Origin of the sequence: Blastococcus sp. LR1 (assembly GCF_020166105.1) — a bacterium.
GTDB lineage: Bacteria > Actinomycetota > Actinomycetes > Mycobacteriales > Geodermatophilaceae > Blastococcus.
In genome coordinates this window covers 369332-391678 of sequence record NZ_JAIUJY010000005.1, presented here as the reverse complement: position 1 = coordinate 391678, position 22347 = coordinate 369332, and the positions used below count along the sequence as shown (strand labels likewise).

Here is a 22347-nt window from a genome sequence, read left to right as displayed (position 1 = left end):
GGTATTACTTGGCACTGACTTTCGGCACGCTGTTGAGTTCTCAAGGAGCGGACGCGCAGAAACTCGACCCTCACGGGCTCCGTCACTGGCTGGATGTCCAACTCTACGCCGGTTTCCGGAGGCCCTCAAGGGCAGTGTCCGGTCCGGCGGCCCTTCCGGGCCGCGCGGCGCATGGAGAACACTACACGAGGTCTTAGGTCCCTGTGCAACCCCCAGCGGCGCGGTCCGCGTCACACTCTGCGCGTTCCGGAACGCCCCCCTCTCAGGAGCGCGTCCCGGGCGCCCGGCTACAGGCCCAGGAAGCTCTCGATCCCCACGGTGAGCCCCGGTCGGCGGCCGATCTCCCGCACCGCGAGCAGCACGCCCGGCATGAACGAGGCCCGGTCGAAGGAGTCGTGCCGGATCGTGAGGGCCTCCCCCGCCGCGCCCAGCAGCACCTCCTGGTGCGCGACCAGCCCGGTGAGCCGGACCGCGTGCACCGGCACCCCTTCGACGTCGGCACCCCGGGCGCCGGGCAGCGAGTCGGTCGTCGCGTCGGGCGACGGCGGCATCCCCGCGGCACGCCGCGCGGCCGCGATCAGTCGGGCGGTGCGCAGCGCGGTCCCGGAGGGGGCGTCCACCTTGTTCGGGTGGTGCAGCTCCACCACCTCCACCGAGGGGAAGAAGCGCGCGGCCTCCTGGGCGAATCGCATCAGCAGGATCGCGCCGATGCCGAAGTTGGGCGCGATCACGACGCCCAGCTCCGGCTTGGGCTCCAGCCACTCGGCGACCGTGGCCAGCCGCGCCTCGTCGAAGCCGGTGGTCCCGACGACGCAGTGGATGTTGTTGTCGATGCAGAACCGGATGTTGTCCATGACGACGTCCGGGCGGGTGAAGTCCACGACCACCTGGGCGCCGGCATCGGCGACGTTGAACAGCCAGTCGCCGTCGTCGACCATCGCGACGAGCTCGAGGTCCTCGGCGTCGTTGACGGCCTTGACCACCTCGGCGCCCATCCGGCCCCGGGCGCCCAGCACCCCCACCGGGACGAGTGGGGACTGGGAAGCTGACTGCTGGTCGGTCGTGGTCACGCGGTCAGGTTTCCCGGACCGCGTCGCCGACGCAAGACAGCGACGCCGATCAGCGCGTCCGGCGGGTGCCCACCGACCAGATCAGGAGCCCCAGCAGGATGCCGGCGACGTCCGCCAGCCCGTCCGCGAGCGAGGCGGAGCGGCCCAGGGCCGTCGTCCCCTGCACGACCTCGCTGACCGCCGCGTAGGCGACCAGGCCCACCACCAGCGGCACTCGGGTGACCCCTGCCCACCGGCCCGTGACGGCGAGGGCGGCGAAGAGCAGCAGGTGCACGACCTTGTCCGTCCCCGGGGGCGCCGTCGGCACCCCCGCGGCGGGGACGAACAGGACGAACAGCGAGACGACCCCGACGACGGCGAAGGCGGCGCGCGGAACCACGCCGCGGAGGAGATCGGCCGGCACCTCAGAGCTCGTCGAGGTCGGACTCGCGGTAGGGGCCGACCACGGCCAGGCACGTCTCCCGGCCGAACAGCTCGGCGGCCACGGACCGCACCTGCATCTCGTCGACGGCGTCGATGCGGGCCAGGACGTCGCGGACCGGCACGTACTCCCCGTAGGAGAGCTCGCTCTTGCCCAGCCGGCTCATCCGCGACCCGGTGTCCTCGAGCCCCAGCACCAGTCCCCCGCGCAGCTGCCCACGGGCGCGGGCGACCTCTTCGGAGGTGAGTCCGTCGGCGGCCACCCGGTCCAGCTCCTCGCGGATCAGCCTGAGGACCTCCGGCACCCGCTTCTTGGCGCAGCCTGCGTACACGGAGAAGGCGCCGGCGCCGGCGTAGTGGCTGAGCGCCGAGCCGACGCTGTAGACCAGCCCCCGCTTCTCGCGGATCTCCTGGAACAGCCTCGAGCTCATACCGCCGCCGACCGCGGCGTCCAGCACCGCGGCGGTGTAGCGCCGTTCGTCGTTGCGCCCCATGGACGGGGCGCCGAACAGCAGGTGCGTCTGCTCGGTCCGCCGCGAGATCAGCCCGGTGCTGCGAGCCGGCCGGACCACCTCCAGGTCACCGGTGCGCAACGGCGCCGGCTCGGCGGTCCCGGACAGCCGGCTCCCGAAGGCCGCCGTCACCAGGTCCAGGACCTGCTGGTGGTCCACCCGGCCGGCCGCCGTGACCACGATCGACGGCGCGGCGTACCGCGAGCGATACCAGCCGTCGACGTCATCCCGGGTCAGGCCCTCGATCGACTCCACGGTTCCCAGCACCGAGCGGCCCAGGGAGGTGTCCCCGAACAGCGTCTCGGCGAACAGGTCGTGCACGGCGTCCGCGGGCTCGTCGTCGCGCATGGCGATCTCCTCGAGCACGACCGTGCGCTCGGACTCCAGGTCCGCCGCGGTATTGGTGGCGTCAGTGACCAGATCGGCCAGCAGCGTCACGGCCAGGGGCAGGTCGCTGGCGAGCACGTTCGCGTAGTAGCAGGTGTGCTCCTTGGCGGTGAACGCGTTCATCTCACCGCCGACCGCGTCCATGGCCGTCGCGATCTCCAGCGCGGAGCGCGACGAGGTGCCCTTGAACAGCAGGTGCTCGAGGAAGTGCGACGAGCCGGCCACGGCCGGCGTCTCGTCCCTCGAGCCGACCCCCACCCAGATGCCGAGCGTCGCCGAGAGGACTCCCGGCATCGTCTCGGTCAGGACCCGGAGGCCCCCGGGCAGGGTGGTGCGCTCCACCCGTCCGCCGACCTCGTCGAGGTCGAGCAGGGCGGTCTCCCCGACAGGAACCGGGGCGGGTGCATGCGCACCCGCCCCGGTCCCGAACACGTCAGACGTGGTCACTCACCCGCAGGTGCGGCGGCCTCGGCCGGCGCCTCGGAGGAGGCCTCGGCGCCACCCTCGGCGACGGGCGCCAGGCTGATCTTGCCGCGGGCGTCGATGTCGGTGATCTCGACCTGCAGCTTGTCGCCGACGTTGCACACGTCCTCGACCTTGCTGATCCGCTTTCCGCCACCGAGCTTGCTGATGTGCACCAGCCCGTCCTTGCCCGGGAGCAGGGAGACGAAGGCGCCGAACGGCGTGGTCTTGACGACCGTGCCGAGGAAGCGCTCGCCGACCTTGGGCATCTGCGGGTTGGCGATGGCGTTGATCCGGTCCACCGCGGCCTGGGCCGAGGGGCCGTCGGAGGCGCCGACGTAGATCGTGCCGTCGTCCTCGATCGTGATGTCCGCGCCGGTCTCGTCCTGGATCGCGTTGATCATCTGGCCCTTGGGGCCGATGACCGCGCCGATCTTGTCGACCGGGATGCGCACCGTGGTCACGCGGGGCGCGAACGGGCTCATCTCGTCGGGGGCGTCGATCGCCTCGCCCATGACGTCGAGGATGTGCAGCCGGGCCGCGCGGGCCTGGGTCAGCGCACCGGCGAGGACGTCGGAGGGGATGCCGTCGAGCTTCGTGTCCAGCTGGAGGGCCGTGACGAAGTCCTTGGTGCCGGCGACCTTGAAGTCCATGTCACCGAAAGCGTCCTCGGCGCCGAGGATGTCGGTCAGCGCGACGTACTCGGTCTTGCCGTCGACCTCGTCGGAGACCAGGCCCATGGCGATGCCGGCGACCGGCGCCTTCAGCGGCACACCGGCGTTGAGCAGGGCCAGCGTCGAGGCGCAGACCGAACCCATCGAGGTGGAGCCGTTCGAGCCGAGGGCCTCGGAGACCTGACGGATCGCGTAGGGGAACTCCTCGCGGTCCGGCAGCACCGGCACCAGAGCGCGCTCGGCGAGCGCGCCGTGGCCGATCTCGCGGCGCTTGGGCGAGCCCACGCGACCGGTCTCACCGGTGGAGTACGGCGGGAAGTTGTAGTTGTGCATGTAGCGCTTGCGGCTGACCGGCGACAGCGTGTCCAGCTGCTGCTCCATGCGGAGCATGTTCAGCGTGGTGACACCCAGGATCTGGGTCTCGCCGCGCTCGAACAGCGCCGAGCCGTGCACGCGCGGGATGACCTCGACCTCGGCCGACAGCGGCCGGATGTCGGTCAGGCCGCGGCCGTCGATGCGGACCTTGTCGCGCAGGATGCGCTGGCGCACGACCTTCTTGGTCAGCGCGCGGAAGGCACCGGAGATCTCCTTCTCGCGGCCCTCGAACTGGCCGGCCAGCGCAGCCTTGACCTCGTCCTTGAGGGCGTCGGTGGCGTCCTCGCGCTCGGCCTTGCCGGCGATCTGCTGGGCCTGGGCCAGCTTGTCGCCGACCTGCGCCTCGACGGCGGCGTAGACGTCGTCCTGGTAGTCCAGGAAGCGGGGGAAGTCGGCGACCGGCTTGGCCGCCTTCTCCGCCATGGCCGACTGCGCGTCGCACAGCGCCTTGATGAACGGCTTGGCGGCCTCGAGGCCCTGCGCCACGACCTCCTCGGTCGGGGCGGTGGCGCCACCGGCGATGAGCTCGATCGTCTTCTCGGTGGCCTCGGCCTCGACCATCATGATCGCGACGTCGCCGTCGGGGAGCACGCGGCCGGCCACGACCATGTCGAAGACGGCGTCCTCGAGCTCGGTGTGGGTGGGGAAGCCGACCCACTGGCCGTTGATCAGGGCCACGCGGGTGGCGCCGATGGGGCCGGAGAACGGCAGGCCCGACAGCTGGGTGGACGCCGAGGCGGCGTTGATCGCGACCACGTCGTAGAGGTGCGTGGGGTCCAGCGCCATGACGGTGATGACGACCTGGACCTCGTTGCGCAGGCCCTTGGCGAACGTCGGGCGCAGCGGGCGGTCGATCAGGCGGCAGGTGAGGATCGCGTCCTCGGAGGGGCGGCCCTCGCGGCGGAAGAACGAACCGGGGATGCGCCCGGCGGCGTACATGCGCTCCTCGACGTCGACGGTCAGCGGGAAGAAGTCGAACTGCTCCTTCGGCTGACGGCCGGCGGTGGTGGCCGACAGCAGCATGGTGTCGCCCATGGTGACGACGACGGAGCCGGCGGCCTGCTTGGCGAGGCGGCCGGTCTCGAAGGTGATGGAACGGGTGCCGAAGCTGCCGTTGTCGATGACCGCGGTGGCGGTGGTGACGCCGTCCTCGGCGTCGAACTCGGCGGTGATGGTGGGTGCGGACATATGTCCTTCTCTCTCTTCGTCGCAGCGGCCTCGTGCCGTCGTGCGACTCCTCTTGCGGCGGAGGTCCGCCGTCGGCGTCCGGGGTGACCGGTGCTCGATCGAAGCCCTCGGGAACCGGCTCCCCTGCGGAGGGGGACCGATGCGTGCCCGGGGGCCACTACCGAGGACCGGCCCGTCGCGGATCGCGTCGGTCGGGCTCGCCGTGGCCCGTGCGGCGGGTGCCGCACGAGAGAGGGGACCGTCCCGGTGTGAACCGGGGGCGGTCCCCTCGACGTACTAGCGGCGCAGGCCGAGCCGCTCGATGAGCGAGCGGTACCGGTTGATGTCGGTCTTCGCCAGGTAGTTCAGCAGCCGGCGACGCCGGCCGACCAGCAGGAGCAGGCCCCGCCGGCTGTGGTGGTCGTGCTTGTGCATCTTCAGGTGCTCGGTCAGGTCGCTGATCCGGCGGGTCAGCATCGCGACCTGCACCTCGGGCGAACCGGTGTCCTTCTCGACCGTCGCGTAGTCGGTCATGATCTGCTGCTTGGTTGCGCTGTCGAGCGCCATGGTTCGCCTCCTGGGCGGTCACGTGTGGCCCCCGGTCTGACGCACGAGGGCAGGCTGCACACACGCCGGTGGTACCGGCTGCCCCGAAGGTTACCAGCGCCGCTGCCGCCGGCTGATCACGGTGCGTCGCCGCACGACCCGGCCGGGTCAGCGAGCTTCGGGGAGGCCCAGCGCGCGGCGGGTCTCGGTGACGTCCTGCGCCATCGCGGCCAGCAGGGCCTCGACGCCGTCGAACGCGGCCATCGGCCGCAGCCGGGCGGTGAACTCGACGCCGACGTGCTCGCCGTAGAGATCACCGCTGTAGTCCAGCGCGAAGGCCTCGACCGTGCGGCGGGTCCCCTGGAACGTGGGATTGGTGCCCACCGAGATCGCCGCGGGCAGCCGCTGGGCGCTGGTGCCGTCGTCGTGCCGGGTGACCAGGTGGCCGGCGTAGACGCCGTCGGCCGGGATGGCGGTGAACGGCGGGGTCTCGACGTTCGCCGTCGGGTAACCCAGCTCCCGCCCGCGGCGGTGCCCGCGCACGACGACGCCGTCGACCCGGTGCGGCCGCCCGAGCGCCCGGGCCGCCGACACCATGTCCCCGGCGGCGACGCAGGCGCGGATGTAGGTGCTGGAGATGGTGACCTCGCCGTCGTCGGACGAGTCCTGGGCCAGGGGCACCCCGTCGACGGCGAAGCCGAAGCGGCGGCCCTCCTCGCCGAGGCTCGCGACGTCGCCCGCGGCCTTGTGCCCGTAGGTGAAGTTCTCCCCCACCACGACCTGCGCCGCGTGCAGCCGCTCCACCAGCACGGTGTGGGTGAACGTCTCCGGCGCCAGGCGGCTGAACTCGGCGGTGAACGGCAGCACGCACATGGCGTCGACGCCGAGGCCCGCGACGAGTTCGGCCTTGCGGTCCAGCGAGGTGAGGATCGCCGGGTGCGAGCCGGGGCGCACCACCTCGGCCGGGTGGGGGTCGAAGGTGAGCAGCAGGCAGGGCCGACGCATCGCCCGGGCGCGCGCGACCGCGGCTCCGATCAGCTTCTGGTGACCGAGGTGGACGCCGTCGTACATCCCGACGGTGACCACCGTCCGGCCGAGGTCGCCCGGGGTCGCCTCCAGCCCCCGCCAGCGCAACACGCGCCCGGTCCCGGTCAGGAGACCCGGTGCAGCCAGCCGTGGGTGTCGGCCACCCGCCCGTGCTGGATGCCGAGCAGCGTCTCGCGCAGCCGCATGGTGAGCGGGCCGGGGGTGCCGTCGCCCACGGCGAACTCGCCGCTGCGGGCCTTGACCTCGCCGATCGGCGTGATGACGGCCGCCGTTCCGCACGCGAAGGTCTCGGTGATGGAGCCGTCGAGCACGCCGTCGCGCCACTCCTCGAGGCTCACCTTGCGCTCGCTCACGCGGTGGCCCAGGTCGCCGGCCACGCGGATCAGGGAGTCGCGGGTGATGCCGGGGAGCAGGCTGCCGGAGAGCTCGGGGGTGAGCAGCTCGGCGTCGTCGCCGGAACCGAGGACGAAGAACAGGTTCATCCCGCCCAGCTCCTCGATGTACTTCTTCTCCACCGCGTCGAGGTAGACGACCTGGTCGCAGCCGAGCGCGCTGGCCTCCTGCTGCGGCAGCAGGCTGGCCGCGTAGTTGCCGGCGCACTTCACGTCGCCGGTGCCGCCGGGGGCCGCCCGGGCGTAGTCCTCGGACACGTAGACCGAGACCGGCTGCACGCCGCGCGGGAAGTAGGCGCCGGCGGGGCTGGCGATGACCAGGAACAGGTACTCGTGCGCCGGGCGGACGCCGAGGAAGGACTCGCTGGCCAGCTGGTAGGGGCGCAGGTAGAGCGACTGGTCGGGGCCGCTCGGGACCCAGTCGCGGTCGGCGTCGACCAGGGCGTCGACGGCGGCGAGGAACGCCTCCTCCGGCACCGGGGGCATCGCCAGCCGCTCGGCGCTGCGGACGAAGCGTGCGGCGTTGGCCTCGGGGCGGAACATCGCGACGCTGCCGTCAGGCTGGGCGTAGGCCTTGAGGCCCTCGAAGATCGACTGCGCGTAGTGCAGCGCGGCGGTGCCGGGATCCATCGGCAGCGGGCCGTACTGGGTGAGCCGGGCGTCGTACCAGCCCCGGCCGGCCTGGTACCGGGCCACAAACATGGAGTCGGTGAAGTAGCGGCCGAACCCGGGGTCGGCGAGCAGCTCCTCGCGCTCGGCGGCGGAGCGGCGACGCACGTCCTCCACGACCACCGGCACGTCCGCGAGGAACATCCGCGAAGAGGTACGGCTGTCGGCGAGCGTGTCGGTCATGGCTCCTACCCGGGCGTGCTGCGGAGTGGCGCCGAGCGGCGGCACGCCGGCCCGGCACCGGCCCCGCGGGTGTGCGGGACCGATGCCGTCACAGTAACCCGGCTCAGGCCTGGGTCTCCTTGGGCCCGGCGTTCTCGAGCACCTCGTAGGTCCAGACGTGCGCGGAGTGCGGCGCCGCGGAGGCCAGGGTGTCGCCGCCACCGTCGTGGGCGCGGTCGAAGTCCTGCCCCGACTGCCACGCCTCGTAGGCCTCGGTGCTGCTCCACCGGGTGTAGACGAGGTACTGGTCGGTGCCCTCGACCGGGCGCAGCAGCTCGAACCACTCGAACCCGGGGGTGCTCTCGACCGCACCGGCCCGGCCACGGAACCGCTCCTCGAAGCGCTCCTGCTTGTCCTTGGGCACGGTGATCGCGTTGATCTTGACGACACTCATGGCCCTCCCGTTCCCGCACCGCGTCCCGGCCAATCGCAAGATCAACCACCGGGACGAACGAGCAGCCGCCACCGGGCTCCCGAGCGTGGCAGCATCCGCGGCATGACGACGAGTCGGTGGCGCCGCCGGTAGGTGGCTGCGCTCCGTCGTCCCAGTCCACCCGCATCGGTGGACGCACGCGGTCCGCCGTCGTCCGAGAGGACCGCCGTGTCCCCGCCCGTCGAGCTCCGCCCCCTTCCCTCCTCCGCCGCGAACCTGCAGGGCCGCGGCATCGGCACCCGGCTGCTGGTCGCCGCCGAGAACGCCACGCGGCTCCCCCGCGCCGCGCTGTTCACCGGCGCCCTCAGCGGGGCCGACCTCCGCCTGTACGGCCGGCTGGGCTACACGGAGAGCTCCCGCGAGGACGTCCGCCCCGGACTGCGGCTGGTGCACCTAGCCGAGGCACTGCCCGGGGCGCAGCGGTGAGCGGCGAGGACCTCGTCGGCTCCCGGGACATCGGCGACTACCTCGTCAGCGCCCGGTCCTTCGACGAGTACCGCGCGATGTTCGCCCTGAGCGACGAGGACGTCGCCGGCCGGGTCCTCGACTGCCCCGGCGGAGCGTCCAGCTTCACCGCGGCGGCGTGCGCCCTCGGGGCACGCGCGGTCGCCGTCGACCCGGTGTACGTCACGCCGGCAGAACGGCTGGAGGAGCGCCTGTCCGCGGAGCTGGCCCGCGGGCAGGCCTGGGCAGTGGCGAACGCCGACCGGTACCTGTGGGACTTCTTCGGCGACCCGGCGGGTCACGCACGCCACCGCGCCGACGCCGCCGCGCTGTTCGCCGCGGACCGGCGGGCGCACCCGGAGCGGTACGTCGCCGCGACTCTGCCGGCGCTCCCGTTCGCGGACCGCAGCGTCGACCTGGTGCTCTCCTCGCACCTGCTGCTCACCTACGCCGACCGCCTCGACGCCGGGTTCCACGTCGCGGCGCTGCGCGAGATGGCCCGGGTGTCGCGGGCCGGGGTCCGGATCTACCCGCTGGTCGACCAGGCCGGCCGCGCCATGCCGGAGCTGGTCGCCCACCTCGTCGACCGGCTCGGGGACGACGGGCTGCGAGCTCGGGTGCGCCCGGTCGCGTACGAGTTCCAGCGCGGCGCCGGCACGATGCTCGAGGTGCTGCGCTGACGCCCGGCGGTCAGGACGGCGGGAAGCCGACCGTCACCTTCGCGACGCGACCGGCGTCCTCGACCAGCGCCACGAGCCGGCCGTCGGGGTCGACCGCGGCGTGCAGGCCGGGCGCGCCCGTTGCGGGGATGCGCTGCCCGTAGCCGAGCGCGACCGCCTCCTCGGCGGTGAGCGCCCGGTCCGGGAAGACCAGCCGGGCCGCCTCGGTCAGGCCCAGGAAACCGGGGCCGCCGTCGGCCACCAGAGCGGCCGCCGACTCCTCGACCGTGCCGGCCCGGGCGACGGAGAAGGGCCCCGACACGGTGCGGCGGAGTGCGGTGAGGTGGCCGCCCACGCCGAGGGCTGCACCGGCGTCGCGGGCGATCGCGCGGATGTAGGTGCCGGCGGTGCAGTCGATCGTGACGTCGACGTCGACCAGGTCCGGCTCGGGCCGCGCGATGCGGTGCACCTCCAGCCGGCGCACGGTGACCGAACGGGCGGCGAGCTCCACGGTCTCCCCCGCCCGCACGCGGTCGTAGGAGCGGCGGCCGTCGACCTTGACCGCGCTCACCGCCGAGGGCACCTGCTGCAGCGGGCCGGTCTGCGCGGCCAGGGCGGCGCGCACGGCGTCGTCGTCCAGGGCGGCGGTGGAGGCCGAGCTCAGCAGCTCGCCCTCGCGGTCGTCGGTGACCGTGGCCTGGCCGAGCCGGATCGTGGCCTCGTAGGTCTTGTCGTGCCCGCCGACGTAGCCGAGCAGCCGGGTCGCCGTCCCGACGCCCAGGACCAGCAGGCCGGTGGCCATCGGGTCGAGCGTGCCCGCGTGCCCGACCTTGCGCACCGACAGCGCCCGCCGCGCCCGGGCCACGACGTCGTGGGAGGTCATGCCACCGGCCTTGTCCACGAGCATCAGGCCGGGCGGGACATCGGCATCCGGACGCTTGCTCACGGCTCGGTTCCTACCGTCGCTCTCGCGGGGCTCACGCCCTAACCGTCTCAGGCGCGCTCAGCCAGCGGTCACCCGCCACCCGGGCCAGCACGGCGACCAGCCGCAGCGCGATGAAGAGCGTCAGCCCGGTCCACACGCCGGCCAGGCCCAGGTCCAGCGGGCCGGCCAGCAGGGAGAGCGGCAGGAACCCGACCAGCGCGGACGCGATCGTGACGGTTCGGAGGTAGGCCACGTCACCGGCGCCCATCAGGACGCCGTCCAGCGCGAAGACCACTCCGGCCACCGGCTGGAAGCCGGCCAGGAACCACCAGACGACGGCGGCCTGCGCCAGCACCGCGGGGTCGTCGGTGAACAGCGGCGGCACGACTCCGCGCAGGGCCAGCAGCACGACGGCGACGCCGCAGCCGGTGCCCAGCCCCCAGAGCGCCACGCGCCGGGCGGTCTCCCGCGCCTCCTCGGGGCGCTGCGCCCCGAGCGCGTGCCCGACCAGGGTCTGGGCGGCGATCGCGTAGGCGTCGAGCACCAGTGCGAGGAAGAAGAACAGCTGGAGCGCGATCTGGTGCGCGCCCAGGGCGGCCGTGCTGGTCCGCGCCGCGACGCCGGCCGCCACGAGGAAGGACACCTGCAGGACCGCGGCCCGCAGCAGGAGGTCGCGGCCGATCACCAGCTGGCGCACCACCGCCGACGGGCGCACCCGCCAGCCGGCGCCCTCCCGCACCAACGACCGGACGAACATCGCGGCGGTGAGCGCCTGGCCGGCCACGTTGGCCCAGGCCGAGCCCACCAGGCCGAGCCCGGCCGCGTGCACGAGCAGCGGGCAGAGCACCAGGCTGAGCAGGCTCCCGGCGAGCACGTAGCGCACGGGGCGGCGGAGCTCCTGCACGCCGCGCAGCCAGCCGTTGCCGGCCAGGGAGACCAGGAGCAGCGGCGCCCCCAGCGAGGCGATGCGGAGCCATTGCTCCCCCGCCGCGGCGACGGGGCCGGCACCGCCGGCCAGCATCCGGGTCAGCGGGCCCGCGAGGAGCTGGAAGAGCAGGAGCACGAGCAGGCCGAGCGCGACCGCCAGCCAGGTGGCCTGCACGCCCTCGTCCACCGCGCCGGCACGGTCGCCGGCACCGGCTCGCCGGGCTGCGCGTGCCGTAGTCCCGTAGGCCAGGAAGTTCAGCAGGGCTGCCGCCCACGCCAGCAGTCCTCCGCCGACGGCGAGCCCGCCGAGCGCGACCGTGCCCAGGTTGCCGACGACGGCGGTGTCGACGAGCAGGTAGAGCGGCTCGGCGGCCAGCACCACCAGCGCCGGGAGCGCCAGGGCCAGCACTCCGGGCGAGCTGCGCGGTCCGGTGGACCGCCCGGTCATCGGCCGCGAAGCTGGTCGCGCAGCGCTGCGACGGTTCCCTCGCGGTCCAGGTGCGAGGTGTAGCCGGCGGCGGCGCGGTGCCCGCCTCCGCCCAGGGCCATGGCCACCTGCGCGACGTCGGTGCCGCCACGGGAGCGCATGGACACCGTCCACGAGCCGTCGGGCTGCCCCTTCAGCACACAGGCGACGTCGGCCTCCTCGGTGGCCCGGATGACGTCGACCAGCGCCTCCAGCTGCTCCCCCGCCAGGCCGTGCTCGCCGGCCTCGGCGGCGCTGGACCAGGTCCACACCAGCCCGGCGCCCACATCGGGCTCCAGGGTCGCACGACCGGTCACCACCGAGAGCAGTCCGAGCCAGCCGAACGGCGCGGTGTCGAACAGCCGGCGGCTGATGGCGGCGTGGTCGATGCCCGTGCTGAGCAGCCGGGCGGCGAGCTCGTGGGTCTCCGGGCGGGTGCTGCCGAACCGGAAGGAGCCGGTGTCGGCGGCCAGCCCGGCGTAGAGGCAGGTGGCCAAGTGGCGGTCCAGCGTCACACCCAGGCCGTCGAGCAGATCGGCGACGAGGGTGACCGTCGCCGGCGCGGTCGGATCGACGACGCGCAGCCGCCCGAAACCGGGGTTGCTGGCGTGGTGGTCGACGACGACGGAGGTCGCGGCCCGCTCCAGCAGCGGGGCGAGCTCGCCGAGGCGTCCCGGTGACGCGGCGTCCAGGCTGACGAACACGTCGGGCGAGGCGGGCACCGAGTCCGAGGGGACCAGCCCCTCGGCGCCCGGGATCCAGCCGAGCGACGCCGGCAGGGTGAAGGGGCCGGGGAACGTCGCGAGGACGCGCGCACCGCGGCGACGGAGGCCCTCGGCCAGTGCGAGAGTGCTGCCCAGCGCGTCCGCGTCCGGCTGCACGTGACCGGAGAGGACGACAGTGGCCCGCGCATCAGCGGCGTTTGCCAGCACCTCGGACGCCGCGCGCAGCGCCTCGGTGAGGTCCGCGTCCACCGGTTCGGGCGGCGTCGTGGTTCCCGCGCTCACGCGCCCGGGTCGGGGTCGGCCACCCGGCCGCCCTGGTGCTCGGTGATGTCGCCCCCGCCCACGGCGTACTCGGTGCCGTCGTCGGGCTCGTCGGAGGCGATGCTCGGGGCCTCCCCGATCTCGCCGGTCTTGCCGCCGTCGGTCGGGTCACCGGAGGCGGGGACGGCCTGGCCGCCCAGCACCGACGTGCCCTCGCCCTCGTCGGGCTCGTACGGGTCGGGGTCGTTCTCGGTCACAGTGCGCTCCTCGTCGGGGCGGGGTCCTCGGATCCCTCATCGGCAGCGCCGGAGGCCACCGTGTCGTCCTCGTCCTCGTCCTCGTCGTCCTCGGCGGGACGGCGGTAGGGGTCGGGCTCACCGGCGTAGCTGGCGCCCTCCCGGGCGCGGGCGAGCTCGGCGTCGGCGTGCCGGGCACGCTCGAGCGCCTCCTCGAGCTCCCGGGCGGTGTCCGGGACGATGTCGGCGATGAACTCCAGCGAGGGGACGAACTTGATCCCCGTCTGCTTGCCGACGGTCGACCGCAGCACCCCGGTGGCGCTGGCCAGCGCCACCGCGGAGTCGGCGATCGCGGTCTCGTCGCCGTAGACGGTGTAGAAGACCGTGGCCTCGCGGAGGTCACTGGTGACGCGGGCGTCGGTGACGGTCACCATGCCCAGCCGGGGGTCCTTGATCTGGGTCTCGATCGCGGCGGAGACGATCTGACGGATGCGCACCGCGAGCTTGCGGGCGCGGGCCGGGTCGGCCATCGGACCCTCCTAGGGGCGGGGCGCGCCTCGAGGCGCGCCGGAGAACGGGGTGGACGGCGGGGGCTGCGCCGACCGGTGCGTCAGTCGCTGTCGCTGACGAGCTGACGGTGCGTCGACAGCAGCGTCACCTCTGGCCGCTCAGCCAGCAACCGCTCGCAGGCGTCGAGCACGTCGGTGACCTGCCCGGCGTCGCCGGCCACGGCGGCGACCCCGACCTGCGCACGTCGGTGCAGGTCCTGGTCACCGACCTCCGCGGCGGCGACGGCGAAGCGCCGCCGCAGCTCGGCCACGATCGGCCGGACGACGGCGCGCTTGCCCTTGAGCGAGTGGACATCGCCCAGCAGCAGGTCGGCGGTGAGGGATCCGGTGAACATCCCCCACCGCCTTCCTACGTCAGCGTGCTGGAACGGCTCCGCTGCAGGGCCCCACGCCGCGCGGAGCGTGGCGTGGGGGCAGCGGGGTCCTTCTGTTACTCGCGCGGCTTCTCGCGCATCTCGAAGGTCTCGATCACGTCGTCGGGCTTGATGTCGTTGAACGACCCCAGCCCGATACCGCACTCGTAGCCCTCGCGGACCTCGGTCGCGTCGTCCTTGAACCGGCGGAGCGACTCCACGGTCAGGTTGTCGGCGACCACGGCACCGTCGCGCATGAGACGGGCCTTCGAGTTGCGGACGATCGTGCCGCTGCGGACCAGCGAACCGGCGACGTTGCCGATCTTCGGCACCCGGAAGACCTCGCGGACCTCCGCCGTACCGAGCTGGACCTCCTCGTAGATGGGCTTGAGCATGCCCTTGAGCGCAGCCTCGATCTCGTCGATCGCCTGGTAGATGACCGTGTAGTACCGGACGTCCACCCCCTCGCGGCTGGCGAGCTCGGTGGCCTGACCCTCGGCCCGGACGTTGAAGCCCAGGACGATGACGTCGTCGGCCAGCGCGAGGTCGATGTCGCTCTTGGTGATGCCACCGACGCCGCGGTGGATGACCCGCAGCGAGATCTCGTCGTCGACCTCGATCTTCATGAGCGCCTCTTCGAGCGCCTCGACGGTGCCCGAGTTGTCGCCCTTGATGATCAGGTTGAGCTGACGGGTCTCCTTGAGCGCCGCGTCGAGGTCCTCGAGGCTGATCCGCTTGCGCATGGAGGCGTTCTGCGCGTTGCGGATGCGGGCCTGGCGGCGGTCGGCGATCTGCCGGGCCACCCGGTCCTCCTCGACGACGAGGAAGGTGTCACCGGCACGCGGGACCGAGGTCAGGCCGACGACCTGGACCGGCCGCGACGGCAGGGCTTCCTTGAGCTTGTTGCCGTGCTCGTCGAGCAGCGAGCGGACGCGACCGTAGGCGTCTCCGGCCACGATCGAGTCGCCCTGACGCAGCGTTCCGCGCTGGACCAGCACCGTGGCGACGGGGCCACGACCCTTGTCCAGCTTGCCCTCGATGACGACACCCTGCGGATCCTGCTCGGTGTTCGCGCGCAGGTCGAGGGAGGCGTCGGCGGTCAGCAGGATCGCGGTCAGGAGCTCGTCGAGACCCTGACGGGTGGTCGCGGAGACGTCGACGAACATCGTGTCGCCGCCGTACTCCTCGGCCACCAGCCCGTACTCGGTGAGCTGCTGGCGGATCTTGGCGGGGTTGGCCCCCTCCTTGTCGATCTTGTTCACCGCGACGACGATCGGCACCTCGGCGGCCTGGGCGTGGTTGAGCGCCTCGACCGTCTGCGGCATGACGCCGTCGTCGGCAGCCACGACCAGCACGACGATGTCGGTGACCTTCGCGCCACGGGCACGCATCGCGGTGAACGACTCGTGACCCGGGGTGTCGATGAAGGTGATCGGACGCTCGTTGTGCTCCAGCTCGGTGACGATCTGGTAGGCGCCGATGTGCTGCGTGATGCCACCGGCCTCCTTCGAGACCACGTTGCTGTGCCGCAGGGCGTCGAGCAGCTTGGTCTTTCCGTGGTCGACGTGACCCATGACGGTGACCACCGGCGGACGGGACTCCCAGTCGCCCTCTTCACCCTCTTCGTCGCCGAAGGTGAGGTCGAAGGTCTCGAGGAGCTCGCGGTCCTCGTCCTCGGGGCTGACGACCTGGATGACCCAGCCGATCTCGGCACCGAGGAGCTGCAACGTCTCGTCGTTGACCGACTGCGTCGCGGTGATCATCTCGCCCAGGTGGAACAGGGCGGTGACCAGCGCGGCCGGCTCGGCGTTGATGCGCTCGGCGAGGTCGGTCAGCGAGGCGCCACGGGGCAGCCGGACGGTCTGCCCGTTGCCACGGGGCAGGCTGACGCCGCCCATGCTGGGCGCCGCCATGGAGTCGAACTCCTGACGCCGCTGCTTCTTGCTCTTGCGCCCGCGGACCGGACCGCGACCACCGGGACGCCCGAAGGCGCCCGCAGTGCCTGCACCGGAGCCACCGCGACCACGGCCACGGCCACCGCCGCCACCACGGAAGCCACCACCGGCCGGCGCGCCGGCGCCGGGGGCACCGCCGCCGCCACCGGGACGGAAGCCACCGCCGCCGCCGGGACCACCAGGACGGCCACCGCCGCCACCGGGACCGCCGGAACGACCACCGGGGCCGCCACCGGGACGACCGCCGCCGGCCGGACGCCCGGGCATCATGCCCGGGGACGGACGCTGCGGCATCATGCCCGGGTTGGGACGGGGACCGCCGGAACCGGGAGCGGGACGCGGACCGCCGGCACCCGGGGCCGGACGGGGACCGCCCGCGCCGGGAGCCGGGCGGGGACCGCCAGGACCCGCGGGACGGGGGCCACCGGCGCCGGGCGCGGGGCGAGGACCGCCCGCAGCCGGACCGCCCGGACGCGGGGCGCCACCGGCCGGAGCCGGACGCGGCGCGCTGCTGAAGGGGTTGTTACCGGGACGCGGAGCCGGCCGGGGGCCGGGACGCGGACCGCCGGGGGCGCCACCACCGGCCGGGCGGGGCCCAGCCGGACGCGGAGCCGCCGGAGCCTGGGCAGCCGGAGCCTGGGCAGCCGGAGCCTGGGCGGCCGGAGCCTCGGGGGCGGGCGCCTGCGGAGCGGGCGCCTGGGCGGCCGGAGCCGGCGTGGCCGGCCGCGGGCCGGGACGCGGTCCCGGAGCGGCGGACGGACGAGCCGGAGCCGGAGCGGCCGGAGCCGAAGCGGCCGGCGCCGAAGCGGCCGGCGCCGAGGGCGCGGCCGGTGCCGCGGGAGCGGCGGGCTTGGGCGCCGGGGCGCTGGGGCGGGCCGCGGGAGCGGCCGGTGCGCTGCTGCCGCCGGTGGCGGCGCCGAGTGCCTCACGGAGCCGTCGGGCCACGGGGGCCTCGACGGTGGAGGACGCGGACTTCACGAACTCGCCCTGCTCCTTGAGCGTGGCGAGCACGGTCTTGCTGTCGACACCGAACTCCTTGGCGAGTTCGTGTACGCGGGCTTTGCCTGGCACGGGTCTCCTCTTTGTGAGGCCGGCGGCTTGCCCGCTCGACCTCGTCGTTAGTGGCGCATGGTCATCGTGAGAACTTCACGGCTGAGTCATCCGACGGTGTCCTGTCGACATGCGGACCGGCCTCGTGCCGGTCCGACTGAGTGCTGCTGTGTGCCCGATCCGACTGCCGTCCGGCACCTCAGGACGAGGCGCCGAGCACGTGCTCCCGGAGCGGACCGGCCTCCACGGGGACGCTGCTGCGCAGCGCCCGCTGGAAGGCCCGGCGACGCTCCGCTGCGCGCAGGCACTCCGCGGTCGGGTGCAACGAGGCACCACGCCCGGGCAGGATCCGCCGTGGATCCGGGACGAGTGTCCCGGCCACGACGACCACGCGCAGCAGGTCGTCGACCGACGTCTTCTTCCGGCACCCCACGCAGGTGCGGACCGGATTCGACGTTTCGGCCACCGCTAACTCTAGCGCGTGGCCGGTCCGCGATGTTCCGCGCGCCGCGGCGCGGAGCGCTGGCCGCCCCCGGGAGCGTGCGACCGGGCGCCGGGGGCGCCGTCGCGTCCCCCGTCCGGGTGACCGGCCGCGGCCGACCTCAGCGGGGCGCGCCCCACCCCCGGCGAGGGGGTTGCGGCATCGCCCTCATGCTGGGCGTCGCTGCGGATGTCGATCCGGCAGCCCGTGAGGCGGGCGGCCAGACGGGCGTTCTGCCCCTCCTTGCCGATCGCCAGCGACAGCTGGTAGTCGGGGACGACGACCCGCACGGCCTTGGCCTGCGCGTCGACCAGCGTCGCGCTGTTCACCCGGGCCGGGCTCAGCGCCTGGGCCACGAAGTCGGCGGGGTCCTCGACCCAGTCGACGATGTCGATCTTCTCGCCGTGCAGCTCGCTCATCACGTTGCGCACCCGCTGGCCCATGGGCCCGATGCAGGCACCCTTGGCGTTCAGGCCCGGCACCTTGGTGCGGACGGCGATCTTCGACCGGTGCCCGGCCTCGCGGGCCACCGCGACGATCTCGACGCTGCCGTCGGCGATCTCCGGGACCTCCAGGGCGAAGAGCTTGCGCACCAGGCTCGGGTGGGTGCGGGAGACGGTGACCTGCGGACCGCGGAAGGTGCGGGACACCGCGACGACGTAGGCCTTGATGCGGGTGCCGTGGCTGTAGGTCTCCCCCGGCACCTGCTCGGCCGCCGGCAGCACGGCCTCGACCTTGCCGATGTCGATCATGACCAGGCCGCTGGCGTTGCGCCGCTGGTCGGCCTGGACGATGCCGCTGACGATGTCGCCTTCCTTGCCGGCGTACTCGCCGAAGGTCTGCTCGTGCTCGGCGTCGCGGAGGCGCTGCACGATCACCTGCTTGGCGGTGCTGGCGGCGATCCGGCCGAAGTCCGAGGGGGTGTCGTCCCACTCCCGCACGACCTCGCCGTCGGGCCCGCGCTCCTGCGCAAGGACGGCGACCTCGCCGCTCTTGCGGTCGACGTGCACCCGCACGTGCTTGGCGGCGCCGTCCGCGTGCCGGTAGGCGGTGACCAGCGCCGTCTCGAGCGCCTCGATCACAGTGTCGACCGGGATGCCCTTCTCCCGCTCCACCGCCTTGAGCGCGGTGACGTCGATGTTCACTTCTCTCCTCCGTCGTCGTCCGCGAGCTCGGCCTCGTCCAGGTCCTCGTCCAGGTCCAGGTCCAGGTCCAGGTCCTCGAGCTCCGCGGCGTCGTCCTGCGTCATGTCGTCATCGGTGCCGACGTGGTCGTCGTTCCGGGCGAACTCCACCTGCACGCGGCCGGCGCCCAGCTGCGCCCACGGCACCAGCCGCGGCTCCGGCGCCCGCTTCTTCGCCCCGGGCTTGCCCTTGGCCTCCACCGCGAGCGTGACGCCCGCGTCGTCCACGGCGGTGATCCGGCCGGTCAGCTGCTCGGTCGAGCCAGCCGGACCGGCGGCCACCTGCACCATGCGGCCGTTGTTGCGCCGCCAGTGCCGCGGCTCGGTCAGCGGCCGGTCGACGCCCGGGCTGGTCACCTCGAGCACGTAGGGGGTGCGCCCCATGCCGTCGTCGTTGCTGTCGAGGACCTCCGAGACCGCCCGGCTGACCTCGGCGATGTCGTCGAGGGTCACGCCGGTGTCGCGGTCGACGACGACGCGCACGACGCTGCGCCGACCGGCGGGGGTGACCACGAGCTCCTCGAGGTCGTAGCCCGCTCCGGTGACGACCGGCTGGATCCAGCCCGACAGCCGCTCGGTGGCGGGGTCGCTCCGCTGGGTTCCGCGAGAGGCGGACACACTTGCCTCCTCAGGCTCGGTCAGCCGCACGATGCGTGCGCGCACCCCCACTGGACCGGCGCCGTGCACCTGGTGCGCAGCCGGACCCGGTGTCGGGGGGAAGGGCCCAGGCTACCGCCCGCCGGGCGCGGCCGGACCGCCGCACCGGTCCGCGGGACCCCGCGACCGTGGTGCGCGAGGGGCGGACGAGGTGCGCCGGGGCGACGCGGCACGTCGAGCCGGACGCACGACCGGCTCCGACGGCGTTCGGCTGCGAGGATGGGGGCGATGCCTCCCACCGCCCTTTCCGGCCCGCGGACGTTCACCCGCCGCACCCTGCTCGCGGTCTCCGCGGTGGGGCTGGTCGCCGTCGCTGGGTGCACCTCCTCCGACGACGGCCAGGAGGCGATCACCAGCGAGCAGGCCGACGAGCTCGCCGGTCAGGTCGCCGTCCAGGAGACGCTGGTCGCCGCGTACGAGCTGGCCTTCCAGGCCGATCCCGCGCTCGCCGCGGCCGCCGCCGAGCTGGTCACCCAGGCCGGCGAGCAATTGGACCGGCTGCGGGCCGCCGCGCCGGGCGACCGCCCCGCCGGGGCCGCGCCCGCCGACGCCCCTCCCGTGGTCGGGGCGCAGGAGTGGCTGCGCGCGCAGGTAGCCGCCGCCGCGACGTCGCACGCCGCCGCGTGCCTGGACCAGACCGGTGCGCGGGCGGCGCTGCTCGGCTCCATCGCCGCCGGCCTCCGGGGCCACGAGGCTCTGCTGGCATGAGGAGGTCCGCCGATGGCTGACGAGAGCACCGAGACGACCGAGGAGAACGGCGCACTGGCCGACGCCCTCGCCGCCGAGCACGCCGCCGTCTGGGGCTACGGCGTCGTCGGGGCCGCGCTCCCGTCGGGTCAGCGCGCCCCGGTCGCCGCGGCCGAGAACGCGCACCGCGACGTCCGCGACCAGCTGGCCGCGCTGCTCACCGAGCGCGGCGAGGACCCCGCCGGGCCGGAGGGCGGCTACGCCCTCCCGTTCCCGGTGCTCTCCGCGGTCGACGCGGCCGCGCTCGCCGTGACCCTCGAGGACGGCGCGGCCTCGGCCTGGGTGCGGGTGCTCGCCCGGGGCGTGGACCGCCCGGTCCGCGAGCTGGCGATGGCGGCGCTCGGCGCCGGCGAGGTGCGGGCGGTCAGCTGGCGCACCGCTGCCGGTCAGACCTCCACGACGCGAGCGCTGCCGGGGCTCTCCGCGCCCTGACCGGATCGGCTCAGCGCACCGCGCCCAGGAACGCGTCGGTGACGGCCACCGCGGCGCTGCTGGACTGACCGCCCTCGACCAGGACCGCGAAGGCCAGGTCGCCTCCGGCGCCGCCCAGGCGGTAACCGACGAACCAGCCGTGCGAGTCCGGAGGCGTGTTGCTGCCGTACTCCGCGGTGCCCGTCTTGCCGAACACCTCCCCCTGGTCGGCCAGCGCCGTCGCCGTCCCGGTGAGGACGACCTGGCGCATCATCGGCCGCAGCGCGTCGAGCACCGCCGCAGCCGGGCCCGTGGGTGCGGCGCCGGCAGGCTCTCCCCCGATGACCTGGACGGGCGCCGCGGGCCTGCCGCTGGCGATGCCCGCAGCGACCAGCGCCATCTGGGCCGGGCTCATCAGGACCTGTCCCTGGCCGATCGCGTTGGCCGCCTTGGTCGTGCCGGTGCTGTCCGAGGGCACCGTTCCGCCGAAGACGTCCACCGGCAGCTGCCAGTCACTGCCGACCCCGTAGGCCGCGGCCGCCTCGGCCAGCGCGGGGTCGGGCAGCTCCAGCCCCTCCTGGATGAAGGTCGTGTTGCACGACTGCGCGAAGGCCTCGGTGAACGGCACCGTCCCCAGGTCGAACTGGTCCTGGTTCTCGAACTCGCGGCCGTCGACCGTGGTGGTCCCGGGGCAGGGCACCACGGCATCCGGCGCCACCGCTCCCGCCGACAGCAGCGCGGTGGCGGTGATCGCCTTCATGCTCGAGCCCGGCGGGAACCGACCGGAGAGCGCGTTGCCGGCGTCGGCGATCTCGTTGGAGGAGACGGCGAGGAACTCACCGGTGCCCGGGCGCACGACGACGAGGTGCGTGGGGCGGGTCTCTCCCGCGACGGCGGCGTCGGCGGCTTCCTGGATGGACCGCACCAGCGGCGTCCGGATCGTCTCCCCCGGTGTTGGCTCCACCGCGGCGATCTCCCGCCCGGCGTCCCCGGTGCCCTCGTCGGTGCTGACCACGGACACGGTGAAGCCGGCGGTGCCGGAGAGCTGCTCCTGGAGGGCCCGCTGCAGGCCGGAGAGCCCGACCTCGTCACCTGCCGCGAACCGGGGGACGCCGTCCTCCGTGGTCTCCTCGATGATCTCGGCCGTCGCGCCACCGACCCGGCCGAGCAGCGCCTCGGCGAACCGGGGCGAGGGCGCCAGCGATCGGGTGTCGGTCGGGAACACCGCACCGGGCAGGTCGAACACCTGGGCGCGGATCCGCTCGAAGTCCGGACGGCGCAGCGTGATGACCGGGACGAACTGCCCCGCGGGCGCGGCCTGGACGTCGGCGACGATCTCGTCGGCGGCGATCCCCGTGGCCGCCGACAGCGCCGCGGCGAGGGCCGGCAGGTCCGTCTCCTGCCCCTTGGCGACGCCGACGTTGACGACCTCGGTCTCGGCGAACAGCGGCGTCCCGTCGGCATCGGTGAGGGGCGCGCGCTCGGGCAGCGTGCGGACCAGCTCCAGGCGCTGTCCCTCCCCCAGCTCCGGGTGCACCATCTCCGGCTGCGGCACGACCTCCCAGGCATCGGCGCCCTCGACGAGGCGGAGCAGGCCCTCGTAGCTCCAGTCGGGCGCCGCCGCGAGGTCCCACGTGGCGTTCCACTCCACGGTGGCGATGTCGTCCTCGATCGTCACGTTCCCGACCTCGGCCGTGAGCGCCGCCCCGGGCAGGTCGGCCGCGGTCTGCTCCAGCAGGGCTGTGGCGACGGCGGCGTCGTTGGTGGCCCCGGCCGCGGCCTCGGTCTCCCCGGCGGCCCAGTCCTCGAGGAAGGCCTCGGCGGCGCCGCGCACGTCGTCCTCGCTGCCGGAGCAGCCGGCCAGCAGAGGCACGGCGAGCACGAGGGAGGTCAGCAGGATCGGGGCCGGTCGTCTCCGCACG

Annotated in this window: 23 protein-coding genes and 1 pseudogene; 4 read left to right on the top strand and 20 right to left on the bottom strand. The window is 73.9% G+C overall.

The features are described 5' to 3' along the window. Positions 1 to 287: 287 nt before the first annotated feature. The 8 genes from dapB to LBW97_RS16830 all read right to left on the bottom strand — a co-directional run bounded on the left by dapB (position 288) and on the right by LBW97_RS16830 (position 8337). Positions 288 to 1070 carry a 4-hydroxy-tetrahydrodipicolinate reductase gene (dapB, locus tag LBW97_RS16865; RefSeq protein WP_224500503.1) on the bottom strand — a complete coding sequence of 261 codons (783 nt, stop codon included), beginning with the start codon at positions 1068 to 1070 and terminating at the stop codon, positions 288 to 290. Positions 1071 to 1119: 49 nt separating this feature from the next. Next, positions 1120 to 1473 (bottom strand): VanZ family protein, encoded by a 354-nt coding sequence (locus LBW97_RS16860; RefSeq protein ID WP_224500502.1) that lies wholly within the window; start codon positions 1471 to 1473, stop codon positions 1120 to 1122. A 1-nt stretch (position 1474) separates the two neighbouring features. After that, a complete protein-coding gene (locus LBW97_RS16855; RefSeq protein WP_224500501.1) occupies positions 1475 to 2836 on the bottom strand; it encodes a pitrilysin family protein in 1362 nt (453 codons plus the stop codon). After that, positions 2833 to 5088 (bottom strand): polyribonucleotide nucleotidyltransferase, encoded by a 2256-nt coding sequence (locus tag LBW97_RS16850; RefSeq protein WP_224500500.1) that lies wholly within the window; start codon positions 5086 to 5088, stop codon positions 2833 to 2835. Before LBW97_RS16850 ends, LBW97_RS16855 begins: the two co-directional genes overlap by 4 nt. A gap of 276 nt (positions 5089 to 5364) precedes the next feature. Next, on the bottom strand, positions 5365 to 5634 hold the full coding sequence (gene rpsO, locus LBW97_RS16845) for a 30S ribosomal protein S15 (protein ID WP_113812701.1): 270 nt from the start codon (positions 5632 to 5634) through the stop codon (positions 5365 to 5367). 147 nt (positions 5635 to 5781) lie between these two features. Next, the gene (locus LBW97_RS16840) at positions 5782 to 6750 is read right to left on the bottom strand and encodes a bifunctional riboflavin kinase/FAD synthetase (protein ID WP_224500499.1); all 969 of its coding nucleotides are present in this window, start codon (positions 6748 to 6750) and stop codon (positions 5782 to 5784) included. A 14-nt stretch (positions 6751 to 6764) separates the two neighbouring features. Continuing rightward, on the bottom strand, positions 6765 to 7904 hold the full coding sequence (locus LBW97_RS16835; RefSeq protein ID WP_224500498.1) for a branched-chain amino acid aminotransferase: 1140 nt from the start codon (positions 7902 to 7904) through the stop codon (positions 6765 to 6767). 103 nt (positions 7905 to 8007) lie between these two features. Continuing rightward, positions 8008 to 8337, bottom strand: coding sequence for an antibiotic biosynthesis monooxygenase (locus LBW97_RS16830; protein WP_224500497.1), 330 nt, complete (start codon positions 8335 to 8337; stop codon positions 8008 to 8010). A gap of 207 nt (positions 8338 to 8544) precedes the next feature. On the opposite strand from LBW97_RS16830, the gene LBW97_RS16825 reads away from it, so the two are divergent. Continuing rightward, entirely contained in the window at positions 8545 to 8802 is a 258-nt protein-coding gene (locus LBW97_RS16825; protein ID WP_224500496.1) for a GNAT family N-acetyltransferase, read from the top strand. Continuing rightward, positions 8799 to 9500, top strand: coding sequence for a methyltransferase domain-containing protein (locus LBW97_RS16820; RefSeq protein WP_224500495.1), 702 nt, complete (start codon positions 8799 to 8801; stop codon positions 9498 to 9500). The genes LBW97_RS16825 and LBW97_RS16820 overlap by 4 nt, the downstream gene beginning before the upstream one ends. Before the next feature lie 10 nt (positions 9501 to 9510). Here the strand turns inward: LBW97_RS16820 and truB are convergent, their stop codons facing one another. The 11 genes and pseudogenes from truB to rimP form a co-directional block, all read right to left on the bottom strand. After that, on the bottom strand, positions 9511 to 10425 hold the full coding sequence (gene truB / locus LBW97_RS16815; RefSeq protein WP_224500494.1) for a tRNA pseudouridine(55) synthase TruB: 915 nt from the start codon (positions 10423 to 10425) through the stop codon (positions 9511 to 9513). 31 nt (positions 10426 to 10456) lie between these two features. Continuing rightward, positions 10457 to 11779, bottom strand: coding sequence for an MATE family efflux transporter (locus LBW97_RS16810; RefSeq protein ID WP_224500493.1), 1323 nt, complete (start codon positions 11777 to 11779; stop codon positions 10457 to 10459). Further along, positions 11776 to 12804 (bottom strand): bifunctional oligoribonuclease/PAP phosphatase NrnA, encoded by a 1029-nt coding sequence (locus LBW97_RS16805; RefSeq protein ID WP_224500492.1) that lies wholly within the window; start codon positions 12802 to 12804, stop codon positions 11776 to 11778. The genes LBW97_RS16810 and LBW97_RS16805 overlap by 4 nt, the downstream gene beginning before the upstream one ends. Then, entirely contained in the window at positions 12801 to 13040 is a 240-nt protein-coding gene (locus LBW97_RS16800; protein WP_224500491.1) for a hypothetical protein, read from the bottom strand. Before LBW97_RS16800 ends, LBW97_RS16805 begins: the two co-directional genes overlap by 4 nt. Next, the gene (rbfA, locus tag LBW97_RS16795; protein ID WP_224500490.1) at positions 13037 to 13549 is read right to left on the bottom strand and encodes a 30S ribosome-binding factor RbfA; all 513 of its coding nucleotides are present in this window, start codon (positions 13547 to 13549) and stop codon (positions 13037 to 13039) included. Before rbfA ends, LBW97_RS16800 begins: the two co-directional genes overlap by 4 nt. Positions 13550 to 13629: 80 nt before the next feature. Beyond that, the gene (locus LBW97_RS16790; protein ID WP_224500489.1) at positions 13630 to 13923 is read right to left on the bottom strand and encodes a DUF503 domain-containing protein; all 294 of its coding nucleotides are present in this window, start codon (positions 13921 to 13923) and stop codon (positions 13630 to 13632) included. Between the two features lie 95 nt (positions 13924 to 14018). Further along, positions 14019 to 15854 carry a translation initiation factor IF-2 gene (infB, locus tag LBW97_RS16785; RefSeq protein ID WP_224500517.1) on the bottom strand — a complete coding sequence of 612 codons (1836 nt, stop codon included), beginning with the start codon at positions 15852 to 15854 and terminating at the stop codon, positions 14019 to 14021. A 969-nt stretch (positions 15855 to 16823) separates the two neighbouring features. After that, positions 16824 to 16967 (bottom strand): annotated as a pseudogene (locus LBW97_RS16780) (translation initiation factor IF-2 N-terminal domain-containing protein); the annotation flags it as partial. Between the two features lie 178 nt (positions 16968 to 17145). Continuing rightward, positions 17146 to 17412 carry a YlxR family protein gene (locus tag LBW97_RS16775; protein WP_224500488.1) on the bottom strand — a complete coding sequence of 89 codons (267 nt, stop codon included), beginning with the start codon at positions 17410 to 17412 and terminating at the stop codon, positions 17146 to 17148. An 8-nt stretch (positions 17413 to 17420) separates the two neighbouring features. Continuing rightward, positions 17421 to 18572 (bottom strand): transcription termination factor NusA, encoded by a 1152-nt coding sequence (gene nusA / locus LBW97_RS16770; protein ID WP_224500487.1) that lies wholly within the window; start codon positions 18570 to 18572, stop codon positions 17421 to 17423. After that, positions 18569 to 19228, bottom strand: a complete 660-nt coding sequence (rimP, locus tag LBW97_RS16765) for a ribosome maturation factor RimP (protein WP_224500486.1) — start codon at positions 19226 to 19228, stop codon at positions 18569 to 18571. The genes nusA and rimP overlap by 4 nt, the downstream gene beginning before the upstream one ends. 267 nt (positions 19229 to 19495) lie before the next feature. On the opposite strand from rimP, the gene LBW97_RS16760 reads away from it, so the two are divergent. Together LBW97_RS16760 and LBW97_RS16755 are read left to right on the top strand one after the other, a co-directional pair. Further along, a complete protein-coding gene (locus LBW97_RS16760; RefSeq protein ID WP_224500485.1) occupies positions 19496 to 19975 on the top strand; it encodes a hypothetical protein in 480 nt (159 codons plus the stop codon). A gap of 12 nt (positions 19976 to 19987) precedes the next feature. Further along, positions 19988 to 20446: a ferritin-like domain-containing protein gene (locus LBW97_RS16755; protein ID WP_224500484.1), complete on the top strand. Its 459-nt coding sequence runs from the start codon at positions 19988 to 19990 to the stop codon at positions 20444 to 20446. A gap of 10 nt (positions 20447 to 20456) precedes the next feature. Here LBW97_RS16755 and LBW97_RS16750 read toward each other — a convergent pair whose 3' ends face one another. Next, a complete protein-coding gene (locus LBW97_RS16750) occupies positions 20457 to 22346 on the bottom strand; it encodes a penicillin-binding transpeptidase domain-containing protein (RefSeq protein WP_224500483.1) in 1890 nt (629 codons plus the stop codon). Position 22347 lies beyond the last annotated feature (1 nt).